The sequence below is a fragment of the Sphaerospermopsis torques-reginae ITEP-024 genome (genome assembly GCF_019598945.1).
Taxonomy (GTDB): domain Bacteria; phylum Cyanobacteriota; class Cyanobacteriia; order Cyanobacteriales; family Nostocaceae; genus Sphaerospermopsis.
Genome location: NZ_CP080598.1, coordinates 4,704,836 through 4,726,371, shown reverse-complemented (window position 1 = coordinate 4,726,371; position 21,536 = coordinate 4,704,836). Strand labels below are relative to the sequence as shown.

Here is a 21,536-nt window from a genome sequence, read left to right as displayed (position 1 = left end):
TTCATGAGCAAAACCCAGAATCCTAGTACATTGATAAATATAACTTAGTGATGATTAAGTATCACGGGATAAAAACAGTAAACTGGCTTGTGGTTGAGGAATAGTTGAGGAATAGTTGAGGAAAAAAAAATTATGAAAGCGATGATTCTCGCAGCGGGTAAAGGTACTCGTGTACGTCCTATTACATATACCATTCCCAAACCAATGATTCCCATCTTGCAAAAGCCAGTGATGGAATTTTTGTTAGAGCTATTGCGTCAACATGGTTTTAACGAGATTATGGTGAATGTTAGCCATTTAGCGGAGGAAATTGAAAATTATTTCCGTGATGGTCAGCGGTTTGGTGTGCAGATTGCCTATTCTTTTGAAGGGAAAATTGATGATGATGGTAAACTGGTAGGGGAAGCCATAGGTTCGGCTGGGGGTATGCGCCGTATCCAAGACTTTTCACCTTTTTTTGATGATACGTTTGTGGTCTTGTGTGGTGATGCTTTAATTGATTTAGATTTAACTGCGGCGGTAAAGTGGCATAAATCTAAAGGTTCAATTGCTACCATTATTACTAAGTCTGTTCCCAAGGAAGAAGTTTCTAGCTATGGTGTGGTTGTCACCGATGAAGATAACCGCGTTAAAGCCTTCCAAGAAAAACCTTCTACAGAAGAAGCACTCAGTACAAATATCAACACAGGTATTTATATTTTTGAACCAGAGGTGTTTAAATATATTCCTTCTGGGGTTGAGTATGATATTGGTAGTCAATTATTCCCGGAACTTGTAAAAATCAATGCGCCTTTTTATGCCATTCCGATGGATTTTGAATGGGTAGATATTGGTAAAGTACCTGATTATTGGCGGGCTATTCGCGGTGTGCTATTGGGTGAAATTAAAAATGTGCAGATTCCTGGTTATGAAGTCGCTCCTGGTATTTATACTGGTTTGAATGTAGCCGTAAATTGGGATAAGGTGGATATTACTGGACCTGTTTACATTGGTGGGATGACAAGAATTGAAGACGGTGCGAAAATTGTTGGACCGGCGATGATTGGACCTAATTGCTGGATTTGTAGTGGTGCAACAGTAGATAATAGTGTGATATTTGAATGGTCGCGCTTGAGTCCGGGAGTCCGTTTGGTTGATAAGCTGGTATTTGGTCGTTATTGTGTGGATAAGACCGGTGCAGCTATTGATGTGCAAGCAGCCGCTTTAGACTGGTTAATTACAGATGCACGTCAAACCCCACCTTCACAAATTCCTTTAGAACACCAAGCGATCGCAGAATTGTTAGGGACAAGTATAATTTAGGGAACAGGTGACAGGTGACAGGTGACAGGTGACAGGTGACAGTGAAGAAGTATTTTTCTTCCCCTGCTTCCCCTGCCTCCCCGTCCTAACTATTATTCAAGTAAGTATATCTCATGAGACTTTGCTCGTAAGTTTGTAGCAGTCTTTGAGATTCGGCTAGGGTAATGCGGTTTTCTTCTAAGGCTTGTTCACAACGCTGGCGGATGTTTTCTACCATGTCTTCTGAGTCGTATTGTACGTAACTTACGACTTCTCTCATGGTATCACCCTTGACAACGTGTTCTATTTGGTAGCCTTTGGGTGTGAGTTGGATATGAACGGCGTTTGTGTCACCAAAGAGGTTATGTAAGTTACCCATGATTTCTTGGTAAGCGCCGTTGAGGAACATTCCCAGATAATAGGGTTCGTTAGGTTGGAATTTATGCAGTTCTAAAACTGATTTGACATCTCGTAAATCAATAAATCGGTCAATTTTACCATCACTGTCACAGGTGAGGTCTGCTAAAATTCCCCTTTGGGTGGGTTCTTGATCTAGCTTATGTATGGGCATAATGGGAAATAGTTGATCAATTGCCCAACAATCAGGCGCTGATTGAAATACGGAAAGATTGATATAATAGATGGAAGCCATGATTTTTTCCAGGTCTTCCAGTTCATCGGGAACGTATTCTTGTTGTCTGGTAATTTCTAGAATTTTGTGGCAACAAGCCCAGTATAAACGCTCGGCTTTAGCCCGTTCTTTGAGTCTTAAAATACCCAGGTTAAAACGGCTGATGGCTTCTTCTTTGAATTGGGCTGCGTCGTGGTAAAATTCTTGATAGTTCTCTTTGTTGATGGATTGATAAGTTTCCCACAAATACCTAATAATTGGTGATTCTCCTTCTTGTGGTTCTTGTGGGGTATCGCGGGGTACGTCACTGGTACTAAGAACGTCAAAAATGAGAACTGACTGATGAGAAGCGATCGCCCTCCCACTTTCACTAATCAGTGTAGGTACGGAAATTTGCCGTTCTGAACAGGTATCTTTTAACTCGGCTACAATATCGTTAGCATAGTTTTGCATATTGTAGTTTTTGGAGGCGTAGAAGTTGGTTTGTGAACCGTCGTAATCTACACCTAAGCCACCACCCACATCCAGATATTTCATGTCTGCGCCTAACATGGCTAATTCTACATAAATGCGACTGGCTTCTTGGATGGCATCTTTAATCACATTGATGGCGGAAATTTGCGAACCGATATGGAAGTGTAACAACTGCAAAGAATCAAGTAAATTGGCTTCTTTGAGTTTTTCCACTGCTTCCATAATTTCGGGGATGGTTAAACCAAACTTAGCGCGATCGCCTGTGGATGTTCCCCAACGTCCCATGCCTTGGGTGCTTAATTTTGCCCGTACACCTAAAATCGGTTTAATACCTAACTGATGACTAGCTGCAATGGCTATATCTACTTCTTCAATTTGTTCTAAAACGATAATCGGTGTTTGTCCGAGTTTTTGGGCTAACATTGCCGTTTCAATGTATTCTCGGTCTTTGTAGCCATTGCAAACTAACAATGCTCCTGGTGTATCCAATATAGCTAGAGCAATCATTAATTCTGGTTTAGAACCGGCTTCTAGCCCAAATTGATGAGGTTTACCAAATCGCACCAAATCTTCAATTAAGTGGCGTTCCTGGTTACATTTGACGGGGAAAACACCACGATAAACACCGGGATAATTGTAACGAGCGATCGCTTTTGCAAAACAAGCGTTTAATCGCTCTATCCGGTCTTCCAAAATATCGGAAAAGCGAATTAACAACGGAAGTCCCAAATTTCGCTGCTTTAAAGCATTGACTAATTCAAATAAATCTAGAGAACCCCCGCGATCGCCTTTGGGAGAAACTGTCACATGACCAGCAGCATTGATGGAAAAATAAGGCTTACCCCAACCTTCAATGCGGTATAAGTCCTCACTATCCTCAATTTTCCAAGTCCGAGATAAATCTCCTGACGTGGTGCTAGGTGGTAACAGTTTCTTGTGCTTTTGGTTTTTCACTTCTGACTTATCTGATTTATCTGACTTATCTGATTTATGACCATTGGTAGGCACTTTCACCATCTCATCGGTAGTTGACTCAACACCCATTTCTTCCTGACCTCTGTATATCACCCACGAACTAACAATTTAACAAATTAGTTCATTAACAGATATGCACTGATAAAGATTTTTTTATGGTTAAGAATGAGTTAAGAGTGATTGGGGACTGGGGACTGGGGAAAAAAATTTTAGATTTTAGATTTTAGATAACAAAAACAATCCAAAATCCAAAATCCAAAATAAATAACTCCTGACTCCTGAACTGCTGTACGGGCGAAGCATTCGAGCGATAAATTATTAATTTTTGTCCAAGGTTGTTTTCCGAATGCTTCGCCCCTACGACTCCTGCCTCCTTCTTTCTTCCTGTAGCTACTAGACAAAAGACGTACATACAATTGACAATTAACCCAGATAACTTTTTTATGCTTTTGGAGACAGCTTTGGAACGCACTTTTTTAGCAATCAAACCTGATGGAGTTCAACGCGGGTTGGTGGGTGAAATCATCCGTCGTTTTGAAACTAAAGGCTTTACCCTGGTAGGCTTAAAGTTTATGAATGTCAGTAAAGAGTTGGCTGAACAACATTATGATGTTCACAGAGAAAGACCTTTCTTTGCTAGTTTGGTAGAATTTATTACCTCTGGTCCCGTTGTGGCTATGGTTTGGCAAGGTGAAGGTGTGGTTGCTTCTGCAAGAAAAATTATTGGTGCTACCAATCCTTTAACCTCTGAACCTGGTACTATTCGCGGTGATTTTGGGATTAATATTGGTCGGAACTTGATCCACGGTTCTGATGCGATCGAAACTGCACAACGGGAAATTAAACTCTGGTTTAAGGATGAGGAGTTGGTTAGCTGGACTCCTCATTTAGCTCCTTGGTTGAAAGAGTAAATTAGGTGACAGGTGACAGGTGACAGGTGACAGTTAATAAGCAGGGTAGCAGGGAGCAGGGGGAAATTATTTGTATTTTCCCAGTCCCCAGTCCCCAGTCCCCAGTCCCCAATCACCAGTCCCTATTTTACTTCTGTTTTTTCAGGTTCTTGGGTTTTGATTTCTACTTCTGTGCGTTTGGAAAATCCCCAGGTTAAAACTATGGCGATCGCACTTACCATGATCCATTGCGGTGGTACTAAAGCTTCGTTGATGACTTTGATTAATAGACGTAAACCCACAAACGCTACAGTGATATAACCTGCGTCTGCTAAATTTTCATATTCATCTAACCAGCGAATAAATAACCCGGCCATAAATCGCAGGGTGACGATACCGATGGTTGTACCGGTGAGAACTAACCAGGTTTCTTGGGAAACGGCGATCGCTGTCGTCACACTATCCAAGGAAAAAGCTAAGTCTGTAAAGGCAATTACTGGTATAACTTGCCATAGAGAACTGTATTTGGGTCCGTGATGGTGATGGTCTTCTTCTTCCTGGGATGTAAAATGCTGAAATACCAACCACAGCAGGTAAGCAGCACCCAATAATTCAAATTGCCAAAATTTTTGTACCCAGGTAGCTGTTAGCAGTAGAGTAATTCTTAATACATAGGCAAATACTAAACCAATGTTTAATGCTTGACGTTCTAGTTTTTGGTTTTCTAGTCCTTGGGCGATCGCAGCGAGGGCGATCGCGTTATCTGCGGATAGCACCGCTTCTAGAAAAACCAATATCAGCAGAACTATAGATGCTTCAAAGCTGAAATTAAAGTGTAGGTAATCAAATATTTGGTCTAGCATTCCAATTTCTCAAACAACGGAAAATTTTAAATTAACAGCAATATATATTTTTACGATAGCTACTGTAATAAATTGCTACTTTTTCTAGTTTACCATGATTCTGACCAAATTAGGTGACAGTTGACAGTTGACAGTAAATAAAAATATCCCCGACTTCTTTTTTTATCTCATCAATAAAATTACTAAATTATCTCAGAATTTAGGGATCTAAATATCGTGTAAATCCTTTAATCTTGGTTATCCTGATTCGGACAAATTAAAAATTACAAATTGGGTGGATGTTCACCCATCTTTACCCACATTTTCCGCACACGAGTTAATTGTGGACGATTCATTTTTAAAGCATTAATTGTACTTCTCCCTACAGCAGTTAATCCTATAATTTCTGTATGATCTTCATTCCAAGTAAAATGATCTATCCATCTCTGTTGTTGTGGATGAAATAATTTAACTTCTTCCTGGGTATTCGGATCAATTGCTGTTTGACGAGTTGCTTTATAACGATTACAAGATGGACAAGATAGACAGAGATTTTCAAATACAGTTTCACCCCCAGCAGATCGAGGAATGATATGTTCAAATTCAAAGGTACTAACTGTTAAATATTCAGCAGTACGACAGTAAGCACAACAATCACCAAAACAACGACGGATTTTCGTCTGTAATTCAACAGAAATGTAAATACTCACGCTACTTTAGATTTATTTTCCAGTTGGTTTAAAGTATATCTTGCTCTAGTTTTGAGGATATTCAATTGATCAATCTGCGCTATTAATTTATCTAACGTTTCTCTTTCTTCATCAGATAATTGATGATCAGCATTTTTCATCAATAAATTATCTAATTCAGTTTGACTTTTAACAGATAAAGAAGTTTCTGCTAAAGCTTGCAATTCATCCTCAGTTAAACCAATTAATAATTCTGAATTTGCCGATAAATTGGTTAACTGTTGGTAAGTTTCCATATTTAACAACACACCAATTCTTTCTCCTTGGGTGTTAGTTATGTACTGCACTGATTCAGGCATAATTTTAGATTGATTCAAAAATTAATGTGATTCAGATTTTATTATACTTTATATTATAAGATACAACAATATCCCCGACTTTTTTTTAATCATTTCCATAAATATCAAAGTTTATTTTCTGTACACATCTTTCCTGTGTGAACAGTGCAGAACTATGACTGTTAAGTTTACATCATCAATTTCATAGCGTACCCTATAATCTCCTACTCTAATTCTATATTCATTTTCAAAACCTTTGAGTTTTTTCACTCCCGATGGAAGAGGATCTTCAACTAAAGCTAAAATTCTTTCTAAGATTCTCTCGTTAATGTTTGGTGGTAAATTTTCCAGTTGTTTCTGAACTGGTTTAGGAATAATAACTTGGTAAGTCATGAAATTTGACGCTTGTGATTTTTTATATATTCTTGAATTGTTTGATAATCACCATTTTGATAAGCTTTTCTCGCTTCTGCAATTTCTTTCATTATTTGCGGATTTTCTTCTATTAAATTATCTTCATCATCATTTATTAAATCTTCTTCTAGGAATTGTAGGATTTTTTGTTTTTCCGCTAAACTCAAAGATGCGATCGCCTCTATTAATGATTCTAAGGGAATTTGTAATTTAATTGTTGTCATTTTCTCAATCCTCTAATTTATCACTTTTTAATTATATCAAATTTTATCACTTTTTTCTATTTTTATTAAAACAAGATCCCCGACTTCTTTTTTTAATCATCTCCATAAATTAGTAATTTTTCTCAGAAGTCGGGGATCTACAAATTATTCCATCCTGTAAATCCTGTAATCCTGGTTATCCTGATTCAGACAAAATTAGGTGACAGGTGACAGGTGACAGTAATTTCTTCATTCATACACTCATTTCCTTAATAATATTCATCGTCTCTACACTCACTGTACACACTCTCATCAACAGTTTTATTACCTGTTCTTTATAATCTGCAAACCGATAAGTATTAAACTTTTCCGCAATGGTGGGATCTTTGGGTTTCTTTTCTTTATATTGATCTAATATCCATTCTAATGCAGTACGATTTCCTAACATATATTCCCAAGCTATTTCAGGAACTCCTGTTAATGTGGTAATATCATCTAAGATAATGACACCTTGATTTTTATCTGCTTTCAATTTGACTTTAATGGTTTTTTGGGTGTCTTTTAAGGGAATGTCAACACGGGTTAAATTATAAGGTGTGACTGTTTCATAATTTATATGTAATTCCATAAGTTGTTTTCCCCAGTTCACCCATTTTTGGAAGTTTTCATAATAGGGTAAACGGGGAAATTCTCGTTTTAAATTTAGTTCGTATTTTTTGCGGTATTCTGGGTTATGTAATACTGCATAAGTATAATGGAAGATGTCTATTTTGGTGATTGTTTCATCTTGATAATGGGTTTGAATTTGTTTTAATCCCCAGTCTGTTATATTATCAATGCGGTTTCCTTCTTTGTCGTAACGGTAGAGTGGGAGACATTGATTAGCACCCGTAAAATGAACTTCTGGAAGTAAATCACTAGCTAAAGTATTGAAAGGACGGTTACTACCAAAACTCTGAAAGGTAATCACAATATTAAAACTATTCAAATTATTTGAAAACATATCATAGTGATTTTGAGTTAATCTATGACTAAAGATTTTTTCTGTATATAAATAAAGTTTACAAAATGGTCTATATGCAGAGAATATAATTAAATTTTCATGACGGGAATTATAAAGAAATATAATCCCAGCTATACAGTTTATTTCACCAAAAAGTAGCCAAATTATAGGTATAGTATTAAGTTTAAAGTCAGTAAGTTTACTTTTAACTTTAGAAATCATAAATTGTTCTAAAGAAGAATTCCATTTAATACATAAGTCTTTTTCTTGATTATCTACAGAATAATTATATTTGACACTCAAAAAAAGTATTTTATTTTTTAAACTAGCTCTGTTAAAATCATAAACCCATTCATCTCGATTTGTTTCTATACCTCTAGAAAATAACTTAAATACTGCTGCTTCTGCTTTACCTGCTTTTACATCTTTATCAACCAAAGGTAAAAGATCATCAAAATCATTATCCGCTTGATTTATCCAATTACCATTAGCATCTGGTTTAATATGAGTAAAACCTAAATCCCTAAATTTCTGAGAACTAAAATATTTTTTCTTCTCCTCTGCATCTATATAATCATCAATTGCATTATAATAAACCTTGAAACCATCTGCTTTTTCATTCCTGACTAAAAAATAAACAGCTACACCTACTCTAATTTCATTACTAAAAACATTACCTCCTTCTTTTCTTCTTCGTTCTCCGCTAGTTCTCGCATTACCTTTAGTGTCAATAATATAAATTTCACTAAATTCTTTAGCTACAACTTTTCTGAAACCATCATAAGTCAAAGAATCTATAAATGAACTATTGGAAACAAATGCAATAATCCCATTTTTACCTAGTCTATCAGAAGCCCATCTAATAAATCTAGTGTACATATCATAAAGTACAATATTATTTTGCGCCTTACTATATTTTACATAACTTTCCTTAATCAACTTATCAATATTCTGATAACTCCGATTTGCATTATTATCATTAAAATTTTCCTGCTTTGCATTATAAGGAGGATTCCCAATAATAACCGAAATAGTCCGATCATTCTGTCTTTTAATCCTCTCCGTATTCTCCAAAGTCATCGCAAACAAATCCATTTGCTTACCTGCAAACAATGTATTATCTAAAGTATCGACAAAACAAATATTTTCAAACTCCTCATACACCCCCATCTTCTGTTTATAAGTATATTCAATATTCAAATTCGCTATATAATAAGGTAAAATTGCCACCTCATTACAATGAATCTCCTGTTTATATTTATGCTGTAAACAATGGGGAGGTAAATAATCAATCAACTCAGTAATAAACGTACCCGTACCCGTCGCAGGATCTAAAATTTCTACATCTTTATCCGCTAACAACTTACCAAAATGCTTATGTACTAAAAAATCCACACTTTCAATCATAAACCTAACAATTTCATTAGGGGTATACACAATACCCAACCTATCCGCAGCTTTAGGATTATATGCTTTATAAAAATTCTCGTATAATGCTTTGAGAAACTTCTGTTTTTCTTGATGATTAACAATATTAGCAGCAGTTCTTTTAATTACCGCATAATATCTTTCAATACTTCCCAAAGTATTCCGCTTTAAACTTCCCGTAAAAAACGTCGAAATTACCCCTTGTAACTCCCTCGCAACATTATTTTCTTGATGAAACTGCGACTCACTAAAAATATTAATAAAAATATCCTCAGTTAAAATATGTTGAATCATCATTTCCCGAATATCTAATAATGTAATTTCCGGGTTAATAGACTTTTTACAAAGTTCCCAAAACTTATTTCTTGCACTTTTAAAAGATTGATTATTTCCCTCTTGACAATCAATCAACTTTCTGAGAGAATCTAATATAATGGGAATATCTTGTTTAAATATTTCTATCGCTTCTCGAAAGTCCTGTACTTCAGGACGAACAAAATTTATAAAGTTATTAATAATACCATCTAGCGCGTCTGCATCTTGCATAGATACGCGCATAGTTTCTGTACCACTTTGAATTAAAACCGCAGTTTGGGAATCTTCAAATAAAATATTACTATCAGGATAACCCTTATTTAACTTCTTCTCAATTTCCTGATCTAAATTATCATATTCGTCCTTACTTTCCCAGTAACCCCAATCTAACCGCAAAGCATCTTTCACCGTACCATCGGGATAAACCAATTTACCATTTGGTAATTTAAAATCTAATTCGGGAATAAGTAAAAAATCACGACGTTTGCAATATTCATTTAACAGATTTTGAAAAGCGAAACGGATAAAAGTTTCCTTTCTTGAACCACCAAACTGGATGATTTTTTGGACTTCCGCTTGATATTGGGTGACTAATAATCTAGACATAAATTACTAAATGCTGACTAATTAACCTGTTTTTCTATCTGCGTTAATCGGCGTTCATCTGCGTTTAATTATAATAATTGTATGTGATTTTTGATGCAAAGACAAGAGAAAATAAGTAAAGAATTATTGCAAAAAATAACTAAAAGCTGATTACTGATAGCTGAATACTTAATATTTCTCCTTAATAAACTCAATAAATTGCGATACCGCATCATATTGATCAGGAATAGCTAAAAACTGCAATAATAACTCCTGATCCAAATCTGTAAAAAACCGACTACGGTTAACTTCCTCATATTCCAAAACAGCATTTAAACTAAAAATTTGGATTTTATTATTTCTCCAAAACCAAACTTCAGGAACTCGCTTAGGTTTATATAATTCAGTTCTATTAATTGAACCACTACTAACGATAATTTCAATCACAATATCAGGTACTTCTTTATTAGTACCAATACAATAAGATTCATCCGGTGTTCCCGAAGCATAACCCGCTGCTTCTAAAGTAAAACCACCCCTACCATAAAACCGAATCCCCTTGTATCTCATGTATGCTTCTAATAAATAAGAAAGGGTTTTTTTCACATATTCATGTTTATCACCAATAGGAGACATTATTTCTAGAACCCCTGCTAAATATGCCAATTTTACAGCATGATTTTCTGCTAACTGCACTTCAATAGTTTTAAACTGTTGCCAAGAAACACCAGGTACAGTTATCAGTTTTTCTGTTTCCTGTTCTACAAGTGGAACTGTCATAGAAAAAACCGCTATTATTTTTAATCCATTATACTCTATAGCAATACAGCAGATTGCAGATCAATTAAGTAGATCAATCTAGTACAGAATTTAACTTGAAACCTAGACATAAATAGGGTTTTACTCCTGACTCCTGACTCCTGCTGCATTTCACAATAACAGGGGTGAAATTTTTTCATTATCTACTTACTGCTGTGAGGGTTTAGCATTGCTAAACCCCTACTGTTAAAATATGCTCTGGGAAAATTACAGCAACTTATCCAGCAAATTATTTGCTAAATCCAGTAAATCAAGATCACAAATATGAAGATAACGCGCTAGAATATCGCTAATAGCTAATATTTTTTGATCTTCCCTAGAAATCCCCAAACATTCCTCTAAATCTACAGCTAAATCAAACAGTGGCCTATCTCGTAAACGATACCTAATTTTTACTGCTATATCATCATTACTTACTAAAAATTCTTTAATAGTATCTAATAAAGAATGATTCAATATTTCATCATCATCCCATTTTTCTAACCAATCTCCATCGGCATCTTCAACATAAAGATGTACATAATTTACTCCATATTCTAACCAGTCTTGTTGCATTCTGCGGGCTGCTGCTAAAATTTCAGCAAATTCATCTACTTGAGTAATGCTGTTCATTTCTTTTTGGTTAAGCATAAATGCTGATAAATGCTGTCGTAAGCAGGTAACTATTCAGGATAGGACTCAGGTGTTCAATATCAACAATTTGATATCAGGAAAAGTTGACATACTTTCCTTGGGACAGATGATCACTGTTGTACAGCGCCACATTTACTAACTGGTGGATAAAATCATTTTCGGCAGGATTGTAACTTAAAAACAATCCTCGCTCTATTTCCCACATTTGCAGGGCATTTTGCCACTTTTCATATTTTTGACCATGAAATTCTTTACTAACACTGGTAATTTGAATACAAAGTGGTTTGTGTTGATGATTACTAACGATTAAATCTGTAGCCATAGAAAGGTCGGCAATATAACGCTGCCAAACACTCCCTTCACGACGTACAATATCTTGAGCTATTGATTTAATAATATCATCATCCAACTGATTAAACTCCCCTGCCATCACTTTTTTCTTCCAAATATAAAATTTGGCATCTGTTGAGTTGATCCACTTAGGAAATAAACAACCATACCAATACCTTTCATTGGCTGTCATTTGCTCAAATTTTGCTTGTCTGGCTGCTTCGGAAGGTAATGATTTAATTAGTAGCCAAATTGTAGAGTCTGTAATTACCTCTAGGAGAAACGCAAGCACATAAGGTTTAGCAGTCAGGGACCCTGGGCGAGTATATTTAACCCAACGATTGATCTCATTTAATCTTTTGGCTAACTGAGGATCTATTGTTGCGGCTTTCTCGCTTAATAACTTTAGTTTATCCTTTATCTCTTTTGCTTGCAAACTACGCCCTACTTTTTAGTCACTAAACTAAATAAACATTTTGTTTTCAATTTATACCTAGGAACAGATGTATATGATTCATAGTTTGTTGTGTTTGGTGTTAAAATTTGGTTTTTGGTAAAATTTTGGTAAAATTTGCTTAATTAAAGAAAGATTATATTGACATTTTTGGACAAATGTTGTATTCGCCAAAATTTGAGGATTTTACAACTCTGGTTTTACCCAGTTAGCTGATGCAAAATACCTACAGCCACAGTAGTTAGTATACTATCTTTTGGTGTCAGTCTCTATCACTCTGGTTGTTTATTTTCTGCATCTGGGGATGCACTTTTTTATTTTTTGATACTTTTCTATCTTATCCTGTTTTCAGGTACAAAATGTACTGTTTTTCTTTTCCTCACTCATACTTAATATTTTCTTTAGTTTTTATCTCCTCAGTGGCTTATTTTTGCTTATTTATGACTTTTGTCAACTGGGTTACTGGGATAAGTAAATCGGTAAGACAAAACCGAGGTATGTAAAAAAATGTAAAATTTCTCAAAACCTCTTCCCTTCTGCCTCCTGCCTCCTGCCTCCTGCCTTCTTTAACGAACCGCAAAGGACGCAAAGGACACAAAGAAGGAATAAAATAGGATATCACACAATTTGATAATTCTGTGATAGACGGTTGGATTCATATAGCTTAATGAAAATCTAAACAATATTTGCCAAAACTTTGCTAACAATAGTTTTCAGTCACAATATTGTTTACATAAGTCATCATGTCGCAACCGACTATAGAATCCATCCTACAGGAAAAGCGTCTGTTTCATCCAGCTAGTGATTTTTCCCAAAAAGCTCAAATTAAAAGTCTGGAAGATTATCAGCGTCTTTATGATGCAGCCAAGGCTGATCCTGAGAAGTTTTGGGCAGATTTAGCGGAAAATGAGTTACATTGGTTTGAAAAATGGGATAAAGTGCTAGATTGGCAACCTCCCTTTGCGAAGTGGTTTGTCAATGGCAAGATTAATATTTCTTATAACTGTCTTGATAGACATTTAACGACTTGGCGTAAAAACAAAGCGGCTTTAATTTGGGAAGGTGAACCAGGAGATTCACGCACGCTAACTTATGCTCAGTTACATCGTGAAGTTTGTCAGTTTGCTAATGTTCTCAAACAGTTGGGTGTGAACAAGGGCGATCGCGTGGGGATCTATATGCCTATGATTCCCGAAGCTGCTATTGCTATGTTAGCCTGTGCGAGAATAGGCGCACCCCATAGCGTTGTGTTTGGGGGTTTTAGTGCGGAAGCTTTGCGCGATCGCCTTAACGATGCTCAAGCTAAAGTAGTAGTTACTGCTGATGGTGGTTGGCGTAAGGATGCTATTGTACCGCTGAAAGAACAGGTAGATAAAGCTTTAGCAGATAACGCCGCACCCAGTGTTACAGATGTCTTAGTGGTTAAACGCACCGGTCAAAAAACCCATATTGAACCAGGAAGAGATCACTGGTGGCATGATTTACAACAAGGTGTATCTGCTGACTGTCCGGCTGAACCAATGGACAGCGAGGATATGCTATTTGTTCTTTATACCTCTGGTAGTACGGGTAAACCCAAAGGCGTAGTACACACTACAGGCGGTTATAACCTATACAGCCATATTACCACAAAATGGATTTTTGATTTACAGGAAACAGATGTATATTGGTGTACTGCTGATGTAGGTTGGATTACGGGACATAGCTATATTGTTTATGGTCCCCTTTCCAACGGTGCAACTACTGTAATGTATGAAGGTGCGCCCCGTGCTTCTAATCTTGGTTGTTTCTGGGATGTGATTGAAAAATACGGGGTGACGATTTTTTATACTGCTCCTACCGCTATCCGCGCCTTTATTAAAATGGGTGAACATCATCCTAAATCCCGGAATCTTTCATCCTTGCGGTTGTTGGGTACTGTCGGTGAACCTATCAACCCCGAAGCTTGGATCTGGTATCATAAAGTTATCGGTGGTGAACGTTGCCCGATTGTGGATACTTGGTGGCAAACGGAAACAGGTGGCATTATGATTACACCTTTACCCGGTGCAATTGCTACTAAACCCGGTTCTGCTACTCGTCCTTTTCCTGGTATTATTGCGGATATTGTGGATTTAGAAGGTAACACAGTTCCCGATAATGAAGGTGGTTATTTAGCGGTACGTCATCCTTGGCCGGGAATGATGCGGACTGTATACGGTGATCCTGAGCGTTTCCGCCGCACATATTGGGAACATATTCCGCCCAAAGATGGTAAATATACGTACTTTGCGGGTGATGGTGCAAGAAAGGATGAAGACGGCTATTTCTGGGTCATGGGTCGTGTGGATGACGTGCTGAATGTCTCTGGACACCGCTTGGGGACTATGGAAGTAGAATCTGCGTTAGTGTCTCATCCGGCGGTTGCTGAGGCTGCGGTGGTCGGTAAACCTGATGAGTTGAAGGGTGAAGAGGTTGTAGCCTTTGTGACTTTAGAGGGAACTTATCAACCCAGTGAGGAGTTGAGTAAGGAACTGAAAAAGCACGTTGTTCAGGAAATTGGTGCGATCGCTCGTCCTGGTGAGATTAGGTTTACTGATGCTTTGCCTAAGACAAGATCAGGAAAGATTATGCGGCGGTTGTTACGGAATTTAGCCGCTGGTCAGGAGGTGTCAGGGGATACTTCGACTCTTGAGGATCGCAGTGTGTTGGATAAGTTGCGGGAAGGTGCATAGTTTAGGTTAAGCTCACGCAAAGGCGCAGAGGCGCTAAGTAATATGGGGTGGGCAATTTTGCCTACCCTGTATTTTGGCAAGAAGATGATAATTTGAATTAAGATAGGGGTATACAGAACACAATGAGGGATGCACTGGGAGAGAGGGGAGAAGCAATATTTAAACTCTTAATAACAGAATTTCACTCTGCTGCTGGTCCTATTTTTAAGCCACAGTTTTTAGGAGATAAATGGCAGTATGTTGATTTTATTGTTGAGTTAGTAGGTGCGGGTTCTTATATTCCTTATTTTTTTGTCCAAGTCAAAACTACCAGACAAGGTTATACTAAAAAAGACAACCGTTTAAAGGTACAAGTAAAAAAGGAATCTGTAATTGGTATAGCATCTTATCCAGCACCAACTTATATAGTGGGAATTGATGAAGTTCAAGAAGTCGGTTATTTAGTTTCTGCTAATGGTGAAAATTTAACATCTCTCTCAAGTCTAGCTACTAACTTTCCTATTAATAAGCACAATAGAGAAATCCTTTGGGATGAAGTAAATAACTTTTGGAGTCAATATAACAATAATAATTTAGCTTCACAATTTTCTGATCAACAATGGAGATAAAACAATGCAAACAGAATCAAATTGGTACGTTGGTTTACGTGCAGAAGCTTTAGCAAAAGTTTATTTAACTCGTCGTGACGATTTGATTATTTCTGAGCAACAACAAGGTGCAGGAACTTTAGATTTTTTATTGAAAATCACTCAAGATGGTAAATATAGCGGTAGAATGTTTGGTATAGAAGTAAAAGCAACAGCTTCTAGTTCTGACTTAATTCAGGAACAGGATTTTTTTAAAGTTAAAAATAAAAAATATAATTTCAATATCAGTTTTTTCAAAGATTTACCATTTCCAATGTGCTTGTTTTTCTTTACAGTAGATAACGATAAAGGTTACTATAAATGGATTTTAGAACCTATCATCAAAGATCATAATAATGTGGCTTTGAAAATTAATGAAAATGAGGAATTAACGCTCCTGAATGATGAGGAAATAGATAATATTATTACGATTGTTAATAGCTGGTATGACCATAAAAGTAATTTAATAAAATTGTAAAAATCATGAAAGAAGTAATAATACCGACAAGTAAAAGTTATAAGGAATATTTAATTTCATCTCTCCAAGATGTTGAAGAAGCTGCTGCATATTTAGAAACTTTTTTACAATTGGATGAAGAAGGACGTGAACCTGAAGTTTTACGTTCTGCATTAAAGAATATTATTGATGCACGGTTAGCAGGAAATAATCTTTCGCAAGCAGCTAAACAGAAATATCAACAACTTGATCAGATGCTATCTGACAATTCTGGAGATGAGATTTATAGTTTGATTGAGTTTTTAGACGCTTTGGGGTATCGAATTAAGTTAGAGGTTAAAGATAGTTAGTTTTAGGGTGATGGTAGGGTAGGGGTTTGGATAGATTGTTTGTGAGGATGTTGGGTATTTTATTTGTCTGAATCAAGATGTCCAGGATTTTAGGATTTACAGGATGTTTTTTGATGATTGTCCTTAAATGATTAAGTACCTGTGCAAAATTAATTTCTTATTTGGAAACTCTGTATCCTTTACCATACAAGGAAGACGGGTAAATGAAATGTGCAATTTATTTTGCATGACTACTTATAAACAATCTAAAAATTACCATCCTGTTCATCCTTTAATCCTGGTTATCCTGATTCAGACAAAATTTAGATCCTCGACTTCTTTAATGAATCTTCTCATTTAACACATTAATTATTTTAGAAGTCGGGGATGTTTGACTACCAAATAACATCCTGTAAATCCTGAGATTATTAACTAAATAAAGCTAATAATTCTCGATTTTCTGTAGGTAATTCCAGTAAAATAAAATAGGACTTGGGATAAAGATAATCTTCTCCTGATTCATCTATAATCCGAATTTGATGATGTTGACTCGCTTTTTCATCTGGTAAAACTTCATAGATTTTTCTCGTTTCTAAGGAAGCTGGGTAATTATCATTTTTGATACATATAGCGAATTGTTTAGAGATGTTTTTATTTGACATATTTTTACTCATCTAAAAGGTACTTAATTTTAATTTCTTTTTTACCAATACCATGAGCTTCATACCAGTGCAGTTCAGCCTGACAGATGCTTTCATCTTCTAATTTAATTGTAGCAATTCCTTTTAATTTCCGCCATCTCCCTTGTCCATAGATTTTCCTTAATCTTTCTAGATCACGAATTGATTTATCAATAGCAATAATTTCTATTTTTTCAATGTCTCCAAGTATCTCAAAATTCAATATTTTTCTCCTTGTAAAAACTATGATGATGTTAATAATACAAAATTTTACTATATATGCGCCCACAGATTCCCACTCATAACATAAGTGTATTGCGAGTTTTGTGTCTTGTCAAGTCTTGAAATGCAAAATTGCTCAAGATCATCGTTTTTCTGAATCAGGATTTATACCCCACATTCCGCACTTCAAAAAGTAGCATAAACAAACTACATTGACGGTAAATTAAAACTTATGGTTTGAACAATTACGTATCAATGTAAAACAAAATTATGGACACACAAAGTTGAGCTTTAGAAGGTGTTTAAAAGCTATTGCAATAACAATATTTAATTCAAGGTGTGGAATCAGTTATCAAAAAGATAACCGATGAAATAGTAAAAATAGAGAGAAAACTAAGATAATAAATAATATTTTTGACAAGTAGTAGGTAGGAATTGCAAGATATGACAATGCGACTCCGTTAAATTAAGAATTCGTTGAAATCCTTGTGCCATCAAAAGATGAATACCTTGAAAGCACTGAAATATCCATCTTAATGTGGGAGATTCTGTAGGTTTATTCAGTTGGTTTTTAACTGTGGCTTTTTGTGCCTTCAATGACATTCTTAATTGTCTTTGTCCTAAATTATAAACCAAAAGACATAATGCCATTAACATCATCATTGTCTCTACTCTTTGGGGATTTTTCACAAACAGACTATCCGCGAAAAATAACGGGTCTTTGATAAATCTAAATCCTCTTTCTGTAGATTGTTGTTCTTTATATATTTTGAGGATTTCTTCTGACTCTAACTCCTGAGCATCCAAAATATTGGTGGCTAAAATAAATCTGCCACAAGAGTTTTGCTGTTGTGTAATTAACTCCTGATTTTCTCTTAATTTACATTTCACTCTATAAACTGCTGTTTTCCCTTGATTTAATGTCTCGGTAATTCGATAGTCTGATATTTGATGATATTTTAATTTAGCTGTTATTTCTTTGATTTTCAACTCGGCTAAAGATTTATCAGCAAATTCTTCCTGTTCTAATTTATCTACTTGTTTGTTAGCTTTTAATAACTCTTCTTGGATTTTTTTGTCTAGTTTATTTAAGTCTGCTTTTTTTCTCTCTACGCTTTCTACTAATAACCATCTTTGCTCTATTCCTCCATAAGATACTTTCTCTTCGATATAGCTATAACCTTTGATTTTACAGGCTTTCATTTCATTATTTATGGAGGCTTTCACTAAATTTTTTGCTTTTTTAATGGATAATGGTACTCGACTTATCCATTTCATGTTTGACATTAATTTTAAATTACTTTCGCTATATAATGCACTGTCAGCCACCATGATACTTTCAAAATCTATTTGTTTAGAATATTCTACTAAGATATGAGCAAATACTGCTTTATCTGATTCGTTTCCTGATGCCCCTCTAAAAAATAATGGTATATCCCCATCACTACTTACTATTAAATCTAATATACATTGTTTTAGGTCTGGGCGATGGTCACGAGAATATCCTTGTGTAATCATTATTGGATGTTCTCGATTTATTCCTAGTTCTTTCTCTAGATTATTTACGCAATTCTTATATTCCCCGTGTAAATGTAATGAGCTTGAGTCTAAATGGGAATATTTTGTGTCTATTCCATATTTCTTTACTACTTCTAAGGCAATGATTAAGAATAGTTTAGTTAATCCATATTTATAGAGTTTATCCATGACTCTACCTATTTTATCGTCGTTTAAATCTTCTGCTTTTATTCCTGTTCCTATTAGATGTTCTACGGCTTTGTCTTTAAAGAAATCTGGGAACAAATATAGTGGTCTTGATACAAAGCCTAGTCCATTGAGAATGATTGCTTTGACTACTTCTCCTGTGTTTACTTTCTCTCTGATATCTATTGAAAATATCTCGTTGATTTTTTCTACTATTCCTATTTCATCTATTATTCCTGCGATTATTCCTAAGTGATCTATGTTTTTACTCTCAATTTCTTCTGTTTGGTAATTCATATTATGAAGGCATTTTTAGGTACTTCAGTCTCATTCTCTCATTTTTTCCTGAATTTATTCTCAATGCCTTATGAGTTTCTCTTTAGTAGTCAAATGGGAATTAAAGTCTATATTTTTACTTTCTTGATTGCGTATTTATATTTAACACTCTATGCTGCTTATGATACTTGTATATGTACTACATTTTGAAGTGCGGAATGTGGGTTATACAGGATCGAAGTTTAAACATAAAATAAAAATACAAATCTTGGTTATGCCTATGACTTCCCTCACAGTATTGACATTACCAGACCACACCCAGTTACCAGAATCCGATGGTACATTTGTGAAAAATCTTCAGGAACATCCCCAAAGTATATTAATTACAGACTCAATTAAACCAGTTTTAGATAAACTACATCCTGATGGCCAATATTGTATTGGTCAAGATTCTGGGATATATTGGCGTTTAACAGATCCACCAGAAAAAGGTGCAGAAGCACCAGATTGGTTTTATGTGGGTAATGTACCACCAACTTTAAACGGTAAAATGCGCCGTTCTTATGTGCTATGGAAAGAATATATTGCACCTTTAATAGTGATTGAATTTGTCTCCGGTGATGGTACAGAAGAACGAGATAAAACACCACCATCTCAAGGAAATGATGGCAAAGTTGGTAAATTTTGGGTTTATGAACAAGCTATCCGTGTTCCTTATTATGCAATTTATGAAGTAGCAAAAGCCCAAGTTGAAGTTTATCATTTGGTGGATACCAATTACCAATTAATGACACCCAATGAACGGGGACATTATCCCATTAAACCTTTAGGGGTAGAGTTAGGAATTTGGCAAGGTTTATATCAAAATGCTGATTTACCTTGGTTGCGTTGGTGGGATAAAGAAGGTAATTTATTGTTAACAGGTGAAGAACGCGCAGAAGTTGAAAAACAAAAACGAGAACAACTTATTGAAAAATTACGTTCTCTTTCTACTGAACAACTTAACGCTTTAGGAATTGATCGGGAAATGTTAGAATAAATACTAATGTTTTAAAAAATTCCTAAAAAATGTCAGAATTAGGATATCCTGATTCTGACCATCATTATTAAAATGTCCCTTTAAATGCTGCATAACTCAGGGTAATAATAATTGGTAAAATAATAGGAATAATAATGATTAATCCCATGTTACTAATCCTAATTTCTTGACCATCAGATTTAAACAGTGCAATTACAGCAGCAGTGGCTATGAAAATCCAAATAAATCCAAAGACAATAAAGATGGTAAATGCTGAGTTATTCATACATTATATATTTCATTTGTGGTGTACTAATATTTTAATTTGTCTGAATCAGGATGTCCAGGATTTTAGGATTTACAGGATGTTTTTTGAAAGTGTCATGTTTTGATTTTTGATTGTCCATCTTTATCTGTGTTTATCTGCGTTCATCTGCGTTCAATTATTCTTGATATTTTTTTAAAACGAACCACAGAGACGCAGAGGACACAGAGAAACAATATCAGTTATCTTTGTGTGGGAAGGGAGTAATTTTCTCGTTCATCTAATTAATTATGTCAGAATTGGGGAAACTTTCATCAGAAAATTTTTCTGATAAGATTATGCTTGTTCGTATGCTGCTAAAAAATCTTCCCGTGATATTCCAGCCTGAGTACAGATCGATCTTAATGTTGAACTTTTAATCTGTGAATGATTAGGTATAGTTAATGGTGTTTTTGTTCCATCTTTATTGTCTTTTACCATAACAATATGTTCTCGTTCTCGAATAATACTAAATCCGAGTAATTCCAATGTTCTAATAACTTTTGCTTTTGGTGCATCTACAGGAAATTTAGGCATTAGATAATCACCTCAGCTTCAGCTACAAAAGCTTCTAAAATTGGTGATTCATCTTCTAAAACTTCCTTACCAAATACTTCTATATGACATCGGATTGCTGATTTTACATCCGCTAAAGCTTCTTCATAACTGTCACCTTCACCAACTATAACTCCTTGAATACCAAGGGGATAAGCAATATAACCATCAAAGTGTTTTTCTACAATAATTTTAATTTGTTTCATATAGTTTATTTGGGATGATCTAATCATTAAGATATCACATCTATATTGTCTGAATCCAGATTAACAGGATTTAAGGATTAACAGGATTTAGATCCTCAATTTCTATAATAATTGATTTTGATAGAGGATGATTGGATCAAA

Annotated in this window: 23 protein-coding genes; 7 read left to right on the top strand and 16 right to left on the bottom strand. The window is 35.4% G+C overall.

Going from position 1 to position 21,536, the window contains the following annotated elements; all coding sequences use genetic code 11:
- Positions 1 to 132 precede the first annotated feature (132 nt).
- Positions 133 to 1,302: a nucleotidyltransferase family protein gene (locus tag K2F26_RS22005; RefSeq protein ID WP_220609488.1), complete on the top strand. Its 1,170-nt coding sequence runs from the start codon at positions 133 to 135 to the stop codon at positions 1,300 to 1,302.
- Between the two features lie 85 nt (positions 1,303 to 1,387).
- Here the strand turns inward: K2F26_RS22005 and speA are convergent, their stop codons facing one another.
- Positions 1,388 to 3,430: a biosynthetic arginine decarboxylase gene (speA, locus tag K2F26_RS22000; protein WP_220609487.1), complete on the bottom strand. Its 2,043-nt coding sequence runs from the start codon at positions 3,428 to 3,430 to the stop codon at positions 1,388 to 1,390.
- A gap of 392 nt (positions 3,431 to 3,822) precedes the next feature.
- Here speA and ndk point away from each other — a divergent pair, with 392 nt between their 5' ends.
- Positions 3,823 to 4,272, top strand: a complete 450-nt coding sequence (ndk, locus tag K2F26_RS21995; protein ID WP_220611983.1) for a nucleoside-diphosphate kinase — start codon at positions 3,823 to 3,825, stop codon at positions 4,270 to 4,272.
- A gap of 122 nt (positions 4,273 to 4,394) precedes the next feature.
- On the opposite strand, the gene K2F26_RS21990 is transcribed toward ndk, so the two are convergent.
- From K2F26_RS21990 to K2F26_RS21950, 9 genes are all read right to left on the bottom strand, one after another.
- Complete coding sequence (locus tag K2F26_RS21990) at positions 4,395 to 5,114, bottom strand: TerC family protein (protein WP_220609486.1); 720 nt, start codon at positions 5,112 to 5,114, stop codon at positions 4,395 to 4,397.
- A gap of 263 nt (positions 5,115 to 5,377) precedes the next feature.
- On the bottom strand, positions 5,378 to 5,803 hold the full coding sequence (locus K2F26_RS21985) for an HNH endonuclease (protein ID WP_220609485.1): 426 nt from the start codon (positions 5,801 to 5,803) through the stop codon (positions 5,378 to 5,380).
- Positions 5,800 to 6,141, bottom strand: coding sequence for a hypothetical protein (locus tag K2F26_RS21980; RefSeq protein ID WP_194056689.1), 342 nt, complete (start codon positions 6,139 to 6,141; stop codon positions 5,800 to 5,802). Before K2F26_RS21980 ends, K2F26_RS21985 begins: the two co-directional genes overlap by 4 nt.
- A gap of 111 nt (positions 6,142 to 6,252) precedes the next feature.
- Complete coding sequence (locus K2F26_RS21975) at positions 6,253 to 6,513, bottom strand: type II toxin-antitoxin system RelE family toxin (protein WP_220609484.1); 261 nt, start codon at positions 6,511 to 6,513, stop codon at positions 6,253 to 6,255.
- Positions 6,510 to 6,758, bottom strand: coding sequence for a hypothetical protein (locus tag K2F26_RS21970; protein WP_194056693.1), 249 nt, complete (start codon positions 6,756 to 6,758; stop codon positions 6,510 to 6,512). The genes K2F26_RS21975 and K2F26_RS21970 overlap by 4 nt, the downstream gene beginning before the upstream one ends.
- 232 nt (positions 6,759 to 6,990) lie before the next feature.
- Positions 6,991 to 10,089 carry a type ISP restriction/modification enzyme gene (locus K2F26_RS21965; protein ID WP_220609483.1) on the bottom strand — a complete coding sequence of 1,033 codons (3,099 nt, stop codon included), beginning with the start codon at positions 10,087 to 10,089 and terminating at the stop codon, positions 6,991 to 6,993.
- A 168-nt stretch (positions 10,090 to 10,257) separates the two neighbouring features.
- A complete protein-coding gene (locus K2F26_RS21960) occupies positions 10,258 to 10,848 on the bottom strand; it encodes a Uma2 family endonuclease (RefSeq protein ID WP_220609482.1) in 591 nt (196 codons plus the stop codon).
- 246 nt (positions 10,849 to 11,094) lie between these two features.
- On the bottom strand, positions 11,095 to 11,517 hold the full coding sequence (locus tag K2F26_RS21955; protein WP_220609481.1) for a hypothetical protein: 423 nt from the start codon (positions 11,515 to 11,517) through the stop codon (positions 11,095 to 11,097).
- A gap of 76 nt (positions 11,518 to 11,593) precedes the next feature.
- Positions 11,594 to 12,286 carry a hypothetical protein gene (locus K2F26_RS21950; RefSeq protein ID WP_220609480.1) on the bottom strand — a complete coding sequence of 231 codons (693 nt, stop codon included), beginning with the start codon at positions 12,284 to 12,286 and terminating at the stop codon, positions 11,594 to 11,596.
- Between the two features lie 761 nt (positions 12,287 to 13,047).
- Between K2F26_RS21950 and acs the strand changes: the two genes are divergently transcribed.
- The 4 genes from acs to K2F26_RS21930 all read left to right on the top strand — a co-directional run bounded on the left by acs (position 13,048) and on the right by K2F26_RS21930 (position 16,451).
- Complete coding sequence (gene acs / locus K2F26_RS21945; RefSeq protein WP_220609479.1) at positions 13,048 to 15,018, top strand: acetate--CoA ligase; 1,971 nt, start codon at positions 13,048 to 13,050, stop codon at positions 15,016 to 15,018.
- Positions 15,019 to 15,140: 122 nt separating this feature from the next.
- A complete protein-coding gene (locus K2F26_RS21940; RefSeq protein ID WP_194056705.1) occupies positions 15,141 to 15,626 on the top strand; it encodes a DUF4365 domain-containing protein in 486 nt (161 codons plus the stop codon).
- A 4-nt stretch (positions 15,627 to 15,630) separates the two neighbouring features.
- Positions 15,631 to 16,122, top strand: coding sequence for a DUF4365 domain-containing protein (locus K2F26_RS21935; RefSeq protein WP_194056707.1), 492 nt, complete (start codon positions 15,631 to 15,633; stop codon positions 16,120 to 16,122).
- A 5-nt stretch (positions 16,123 to 16,127) separates the two neighbouring features.
- Positions 16,128 to 16,451 carry a helix-turn-helix domain-containing transcriptional regulator gene (locus K2F26_RS21930; RefSeq protein WP_220609478.1) on the top strand — a complete coding sequence of 108 codons (324 nt, stop codon included), beginning with the start codon at positions 16,128 to 16,130 and terminating at the stop codon, positions 16,449 to 16,451.
- A gap of 407 nt (positions 16,452 to 16,858) precedes the next feature.
- Here the strand turns inward: K2F26_RS21930 and K2F26_RS21925 are convergent, their stop codons facing one another.
- The 3 genes from K2F26_RS21925 to K2F26_RS21915 form a co-directional block, all read right to left on the bottom strand.
- Positions 16,859 to 17,092 (bottom strand): hypothetical protein, encoded by a 234-nt coding sequence (locus K2F26_RS21925; RefSeq protein ID WP_220609477.1) that lies wholly within the window; start codon positions 17,090 to 17,092, stop codon positions 16,859 to 16,861.
- A gap of 4 nt (positions 17,093 to 17,096) precedes the next feature.
- Positions 17,097 to 17,333 (bottom strand): RNA-binding protein, encoded by a 237-nt coding sequence (locus tag K2F26_RS21920; RefSeq protein WP_194056712.1) that lies wholly within the window; start codon positions 17,331 to 17,333, stop codon positions 17,097 to 17,099.
- A gap of 392 nt (positions 17,334 to 17,725) precedes the next feature.
- Positions 17,726 to 19,333 (bottom strand): IS1634 family transposase, encoded by a 1,608-nt coding sequence (locus K2F26_RS21915; protein ID WP_220608157.1) that lies wholly within the window; start codon positions 19,331 to 19,333, stop codon positions 17,726 to 17,728.
- 259 nt (positions 19,334 to 19,592) lie between these two features.
- Here K2F26_RS21915 and K2F26_RS21910 point away from each other — a divergent pair, with 259 nt between their 5' ends.
- Complete coding sequence (locus K2F26_RS21910; protein WP_220611982.1) at positions 19,593 to 20,351, top strand: Uma2 family endonuclease; 759 nt, start codon at positions 19,593 to 19,595, stop codon at positions 20,349 to 20,351.
- Positions 20,352 to 20,418: 67 nt separating this feature from the next.
- On the opposite strand, the gene K2F26_RS21905 is transcribed toward K2F26_RS21910, so the two are convergent.
- The 3 genes from K2F26_RS21905 to K2F26_RS21895 all read right to left on the bottom strand — a co-directional run bounded on the left by K2F26_RS21905 (position 20,419) and on the right by K2F26_RS21895 (position 21,395).
- On the bottom strand, positions 20,419 to 20,616 hold the full coding sequence (locus K2F26_RS21905; protein ID WP_220609476.1) for a hypothetical protein: 198 nt from the start codon (positions 20,614 to 20,616) through the stop codon (positions 20,419 to 20,421).
- Positions 20,617 to 20,931: 315 nt separating this feature from the next.
- Entirely contained in the window at positions 20,932 to 21,171 is a 240-nt protein-coding gene (locus K2F26_RS21900; protein WP_220609475.1) for a type II toxin-antitoxin system HicA family toxin, read from the bottom strand.
- Complete coding sequence (locus K2F26_RS21895; RefSeq protein ID WP_194056720.1) at positions 21,171 to 21,395, bottom strand: type II toxin-antitoxin system HicB family antitoxin; 225 nt, start codon at positions 21,393 to 21,395, stop codon at positions 21,171 to 21,173. The genes K2F26_RS21900 and K2F26_RS21895 overlap by 1 nt, the downstream gene beginning before the upstream one ends.
- Positions 21,396 to 21,536 lie beyond the last annotated feature (141 nt).

Excerpts from the sequence above, each read along its gene's own strand:
- K2F26_RS22005 (WP_220609488.1), top strand. The coding sequence starts at position 133 with ATGAAAGCGATGATTCTCGCAGCGGGTAAAGGTACTCGTGTACGTCCT.
- speA (WP_220609487.1), bottom strand. The coding sequence starts at position 3,430 with ATGGGTGTTGAGTCAACTACCGATGAGATGGTGAAAGTGCCTACCAAT.
- K2F26_RS21990 (WP_220609486.1), bottom strand. The coding sequence starts at position 5,114 with ATGCTAGACCAAATATTTGATTACCTACACTTTAATTTCAGCTTTGAA.
- K2F26_RS21980 (WP_194056689.1), bottom strand. The coding sequence starts at position 6,141 with ATGCCTGAATCAGTGCAGTACATAACTAACACCCAAGGAGAAAGAATT.
- K2F26_RS21975 (WP_220609484.1), bottom strand. The coding sequence starts at position 6,513 with ATGACTTACCAAGTTATTATTCCTAAACCAGTTCAGAAACAACTGGAA.
- K2F26_RS21970 (WP_194056693.1), bottom strand. The coding sequence starts at position 6,758 with ATGACAACAATTAAATTACAAATTCCCTTAGAATCATTAATAGAGGCG.
- K2F26_RS21965 (WP_220609483.1), bottom strand. The coding sequence starts at position 10,089 with ATGTCTAGATTATTAGTCACCCAATATCAAGCGGAAGTCCAAAAAATC.
- K2F26_RS21960 (WP_220609482.1), bottom strand. The coding sequence starts at position 10,848 with ATGACAGTTCCACTTGTAGAACAGGAAACAGAAAAACTGATAACTGTA.
- K2F26_RS21955 (WP_220609481.1), bottom strand. The coding sequence starts at position 11,517 with ATGCTTAACCAAAAAGAAATGAACAGCATTACTCAAGTAGATGAATTT.
- acs (WP_220609479.1), top strand. The coding sequence starts at position 13,048 with ATGTCGCAACCGACTATAGAATCCATCCTACAGGAAAAGCGTCTGTTT.
- K2F26_RS21940 (WP_194056705.1), top strand. The coding sequence starts at position 15,141 with ATGAGGGATGCACTGGGAGAGAGGGGAGAAGCAATATTTAAACTCTTA.
- K2F26_RS21935 (WP_194056707.1), top strand. The coding sequence starts at position 15,631 with ATGCAAACAGAATCAAATTGGTACGTTGGTTTACGTGCAGAAGCTTTA.
- K2F26_RS21930 (WP_220609478.1), top strand. The coding sequence starts at position 16,128 with ATGAAAGAAGTAATAATACCGACAAGTAAAAGTTATAAGGAATATTTA.
- K2F26_RS21925 (WP_220609477.1), bottom strand. The coding sequence starts at position 17,092 with ATGTCAAATAAAAACATCTCTAAACAATTCGCTATATGTATCAAAAAT.
- K2F26_RS21915 (WP_220608157.1), bottom strand. The coding sequence starts at position 19,333 with ATGAATTACCAAACAGAAGAAATTGAGAGTAAAAACATAGATCACTTA.
- K2F26_RS21910 (WP_220611982.1), top strand. The coding sequence starts at position 19,593 with ATGACTTCCCTCACAGTATTGACATTACCAGACCACACCCAGTTACCA.
- K2F26_RS21905 (WP_220609476.1), bottom strand. The coding sequence starts at position 20,616 with ATGAATAACTCAGCATTTACCATCTTTATTGTCTTTGGATTTATTTGG.
- K2F26_RS21900 (WP_220609475.1), bottom strand. The coding sequence starts at position 21,171 with ATGCCTAAATTTCCTGTAGATGCACCAAAAGCAAAAGTTATTAGAACA.
- K2F26_RS21895 (WP_194056720.1), bottom strand. The coding sequence starts at position 21,395 with ATGAAACAAATTAAAATTATTGTAGAAAAACACTTTGATGGTTATATT.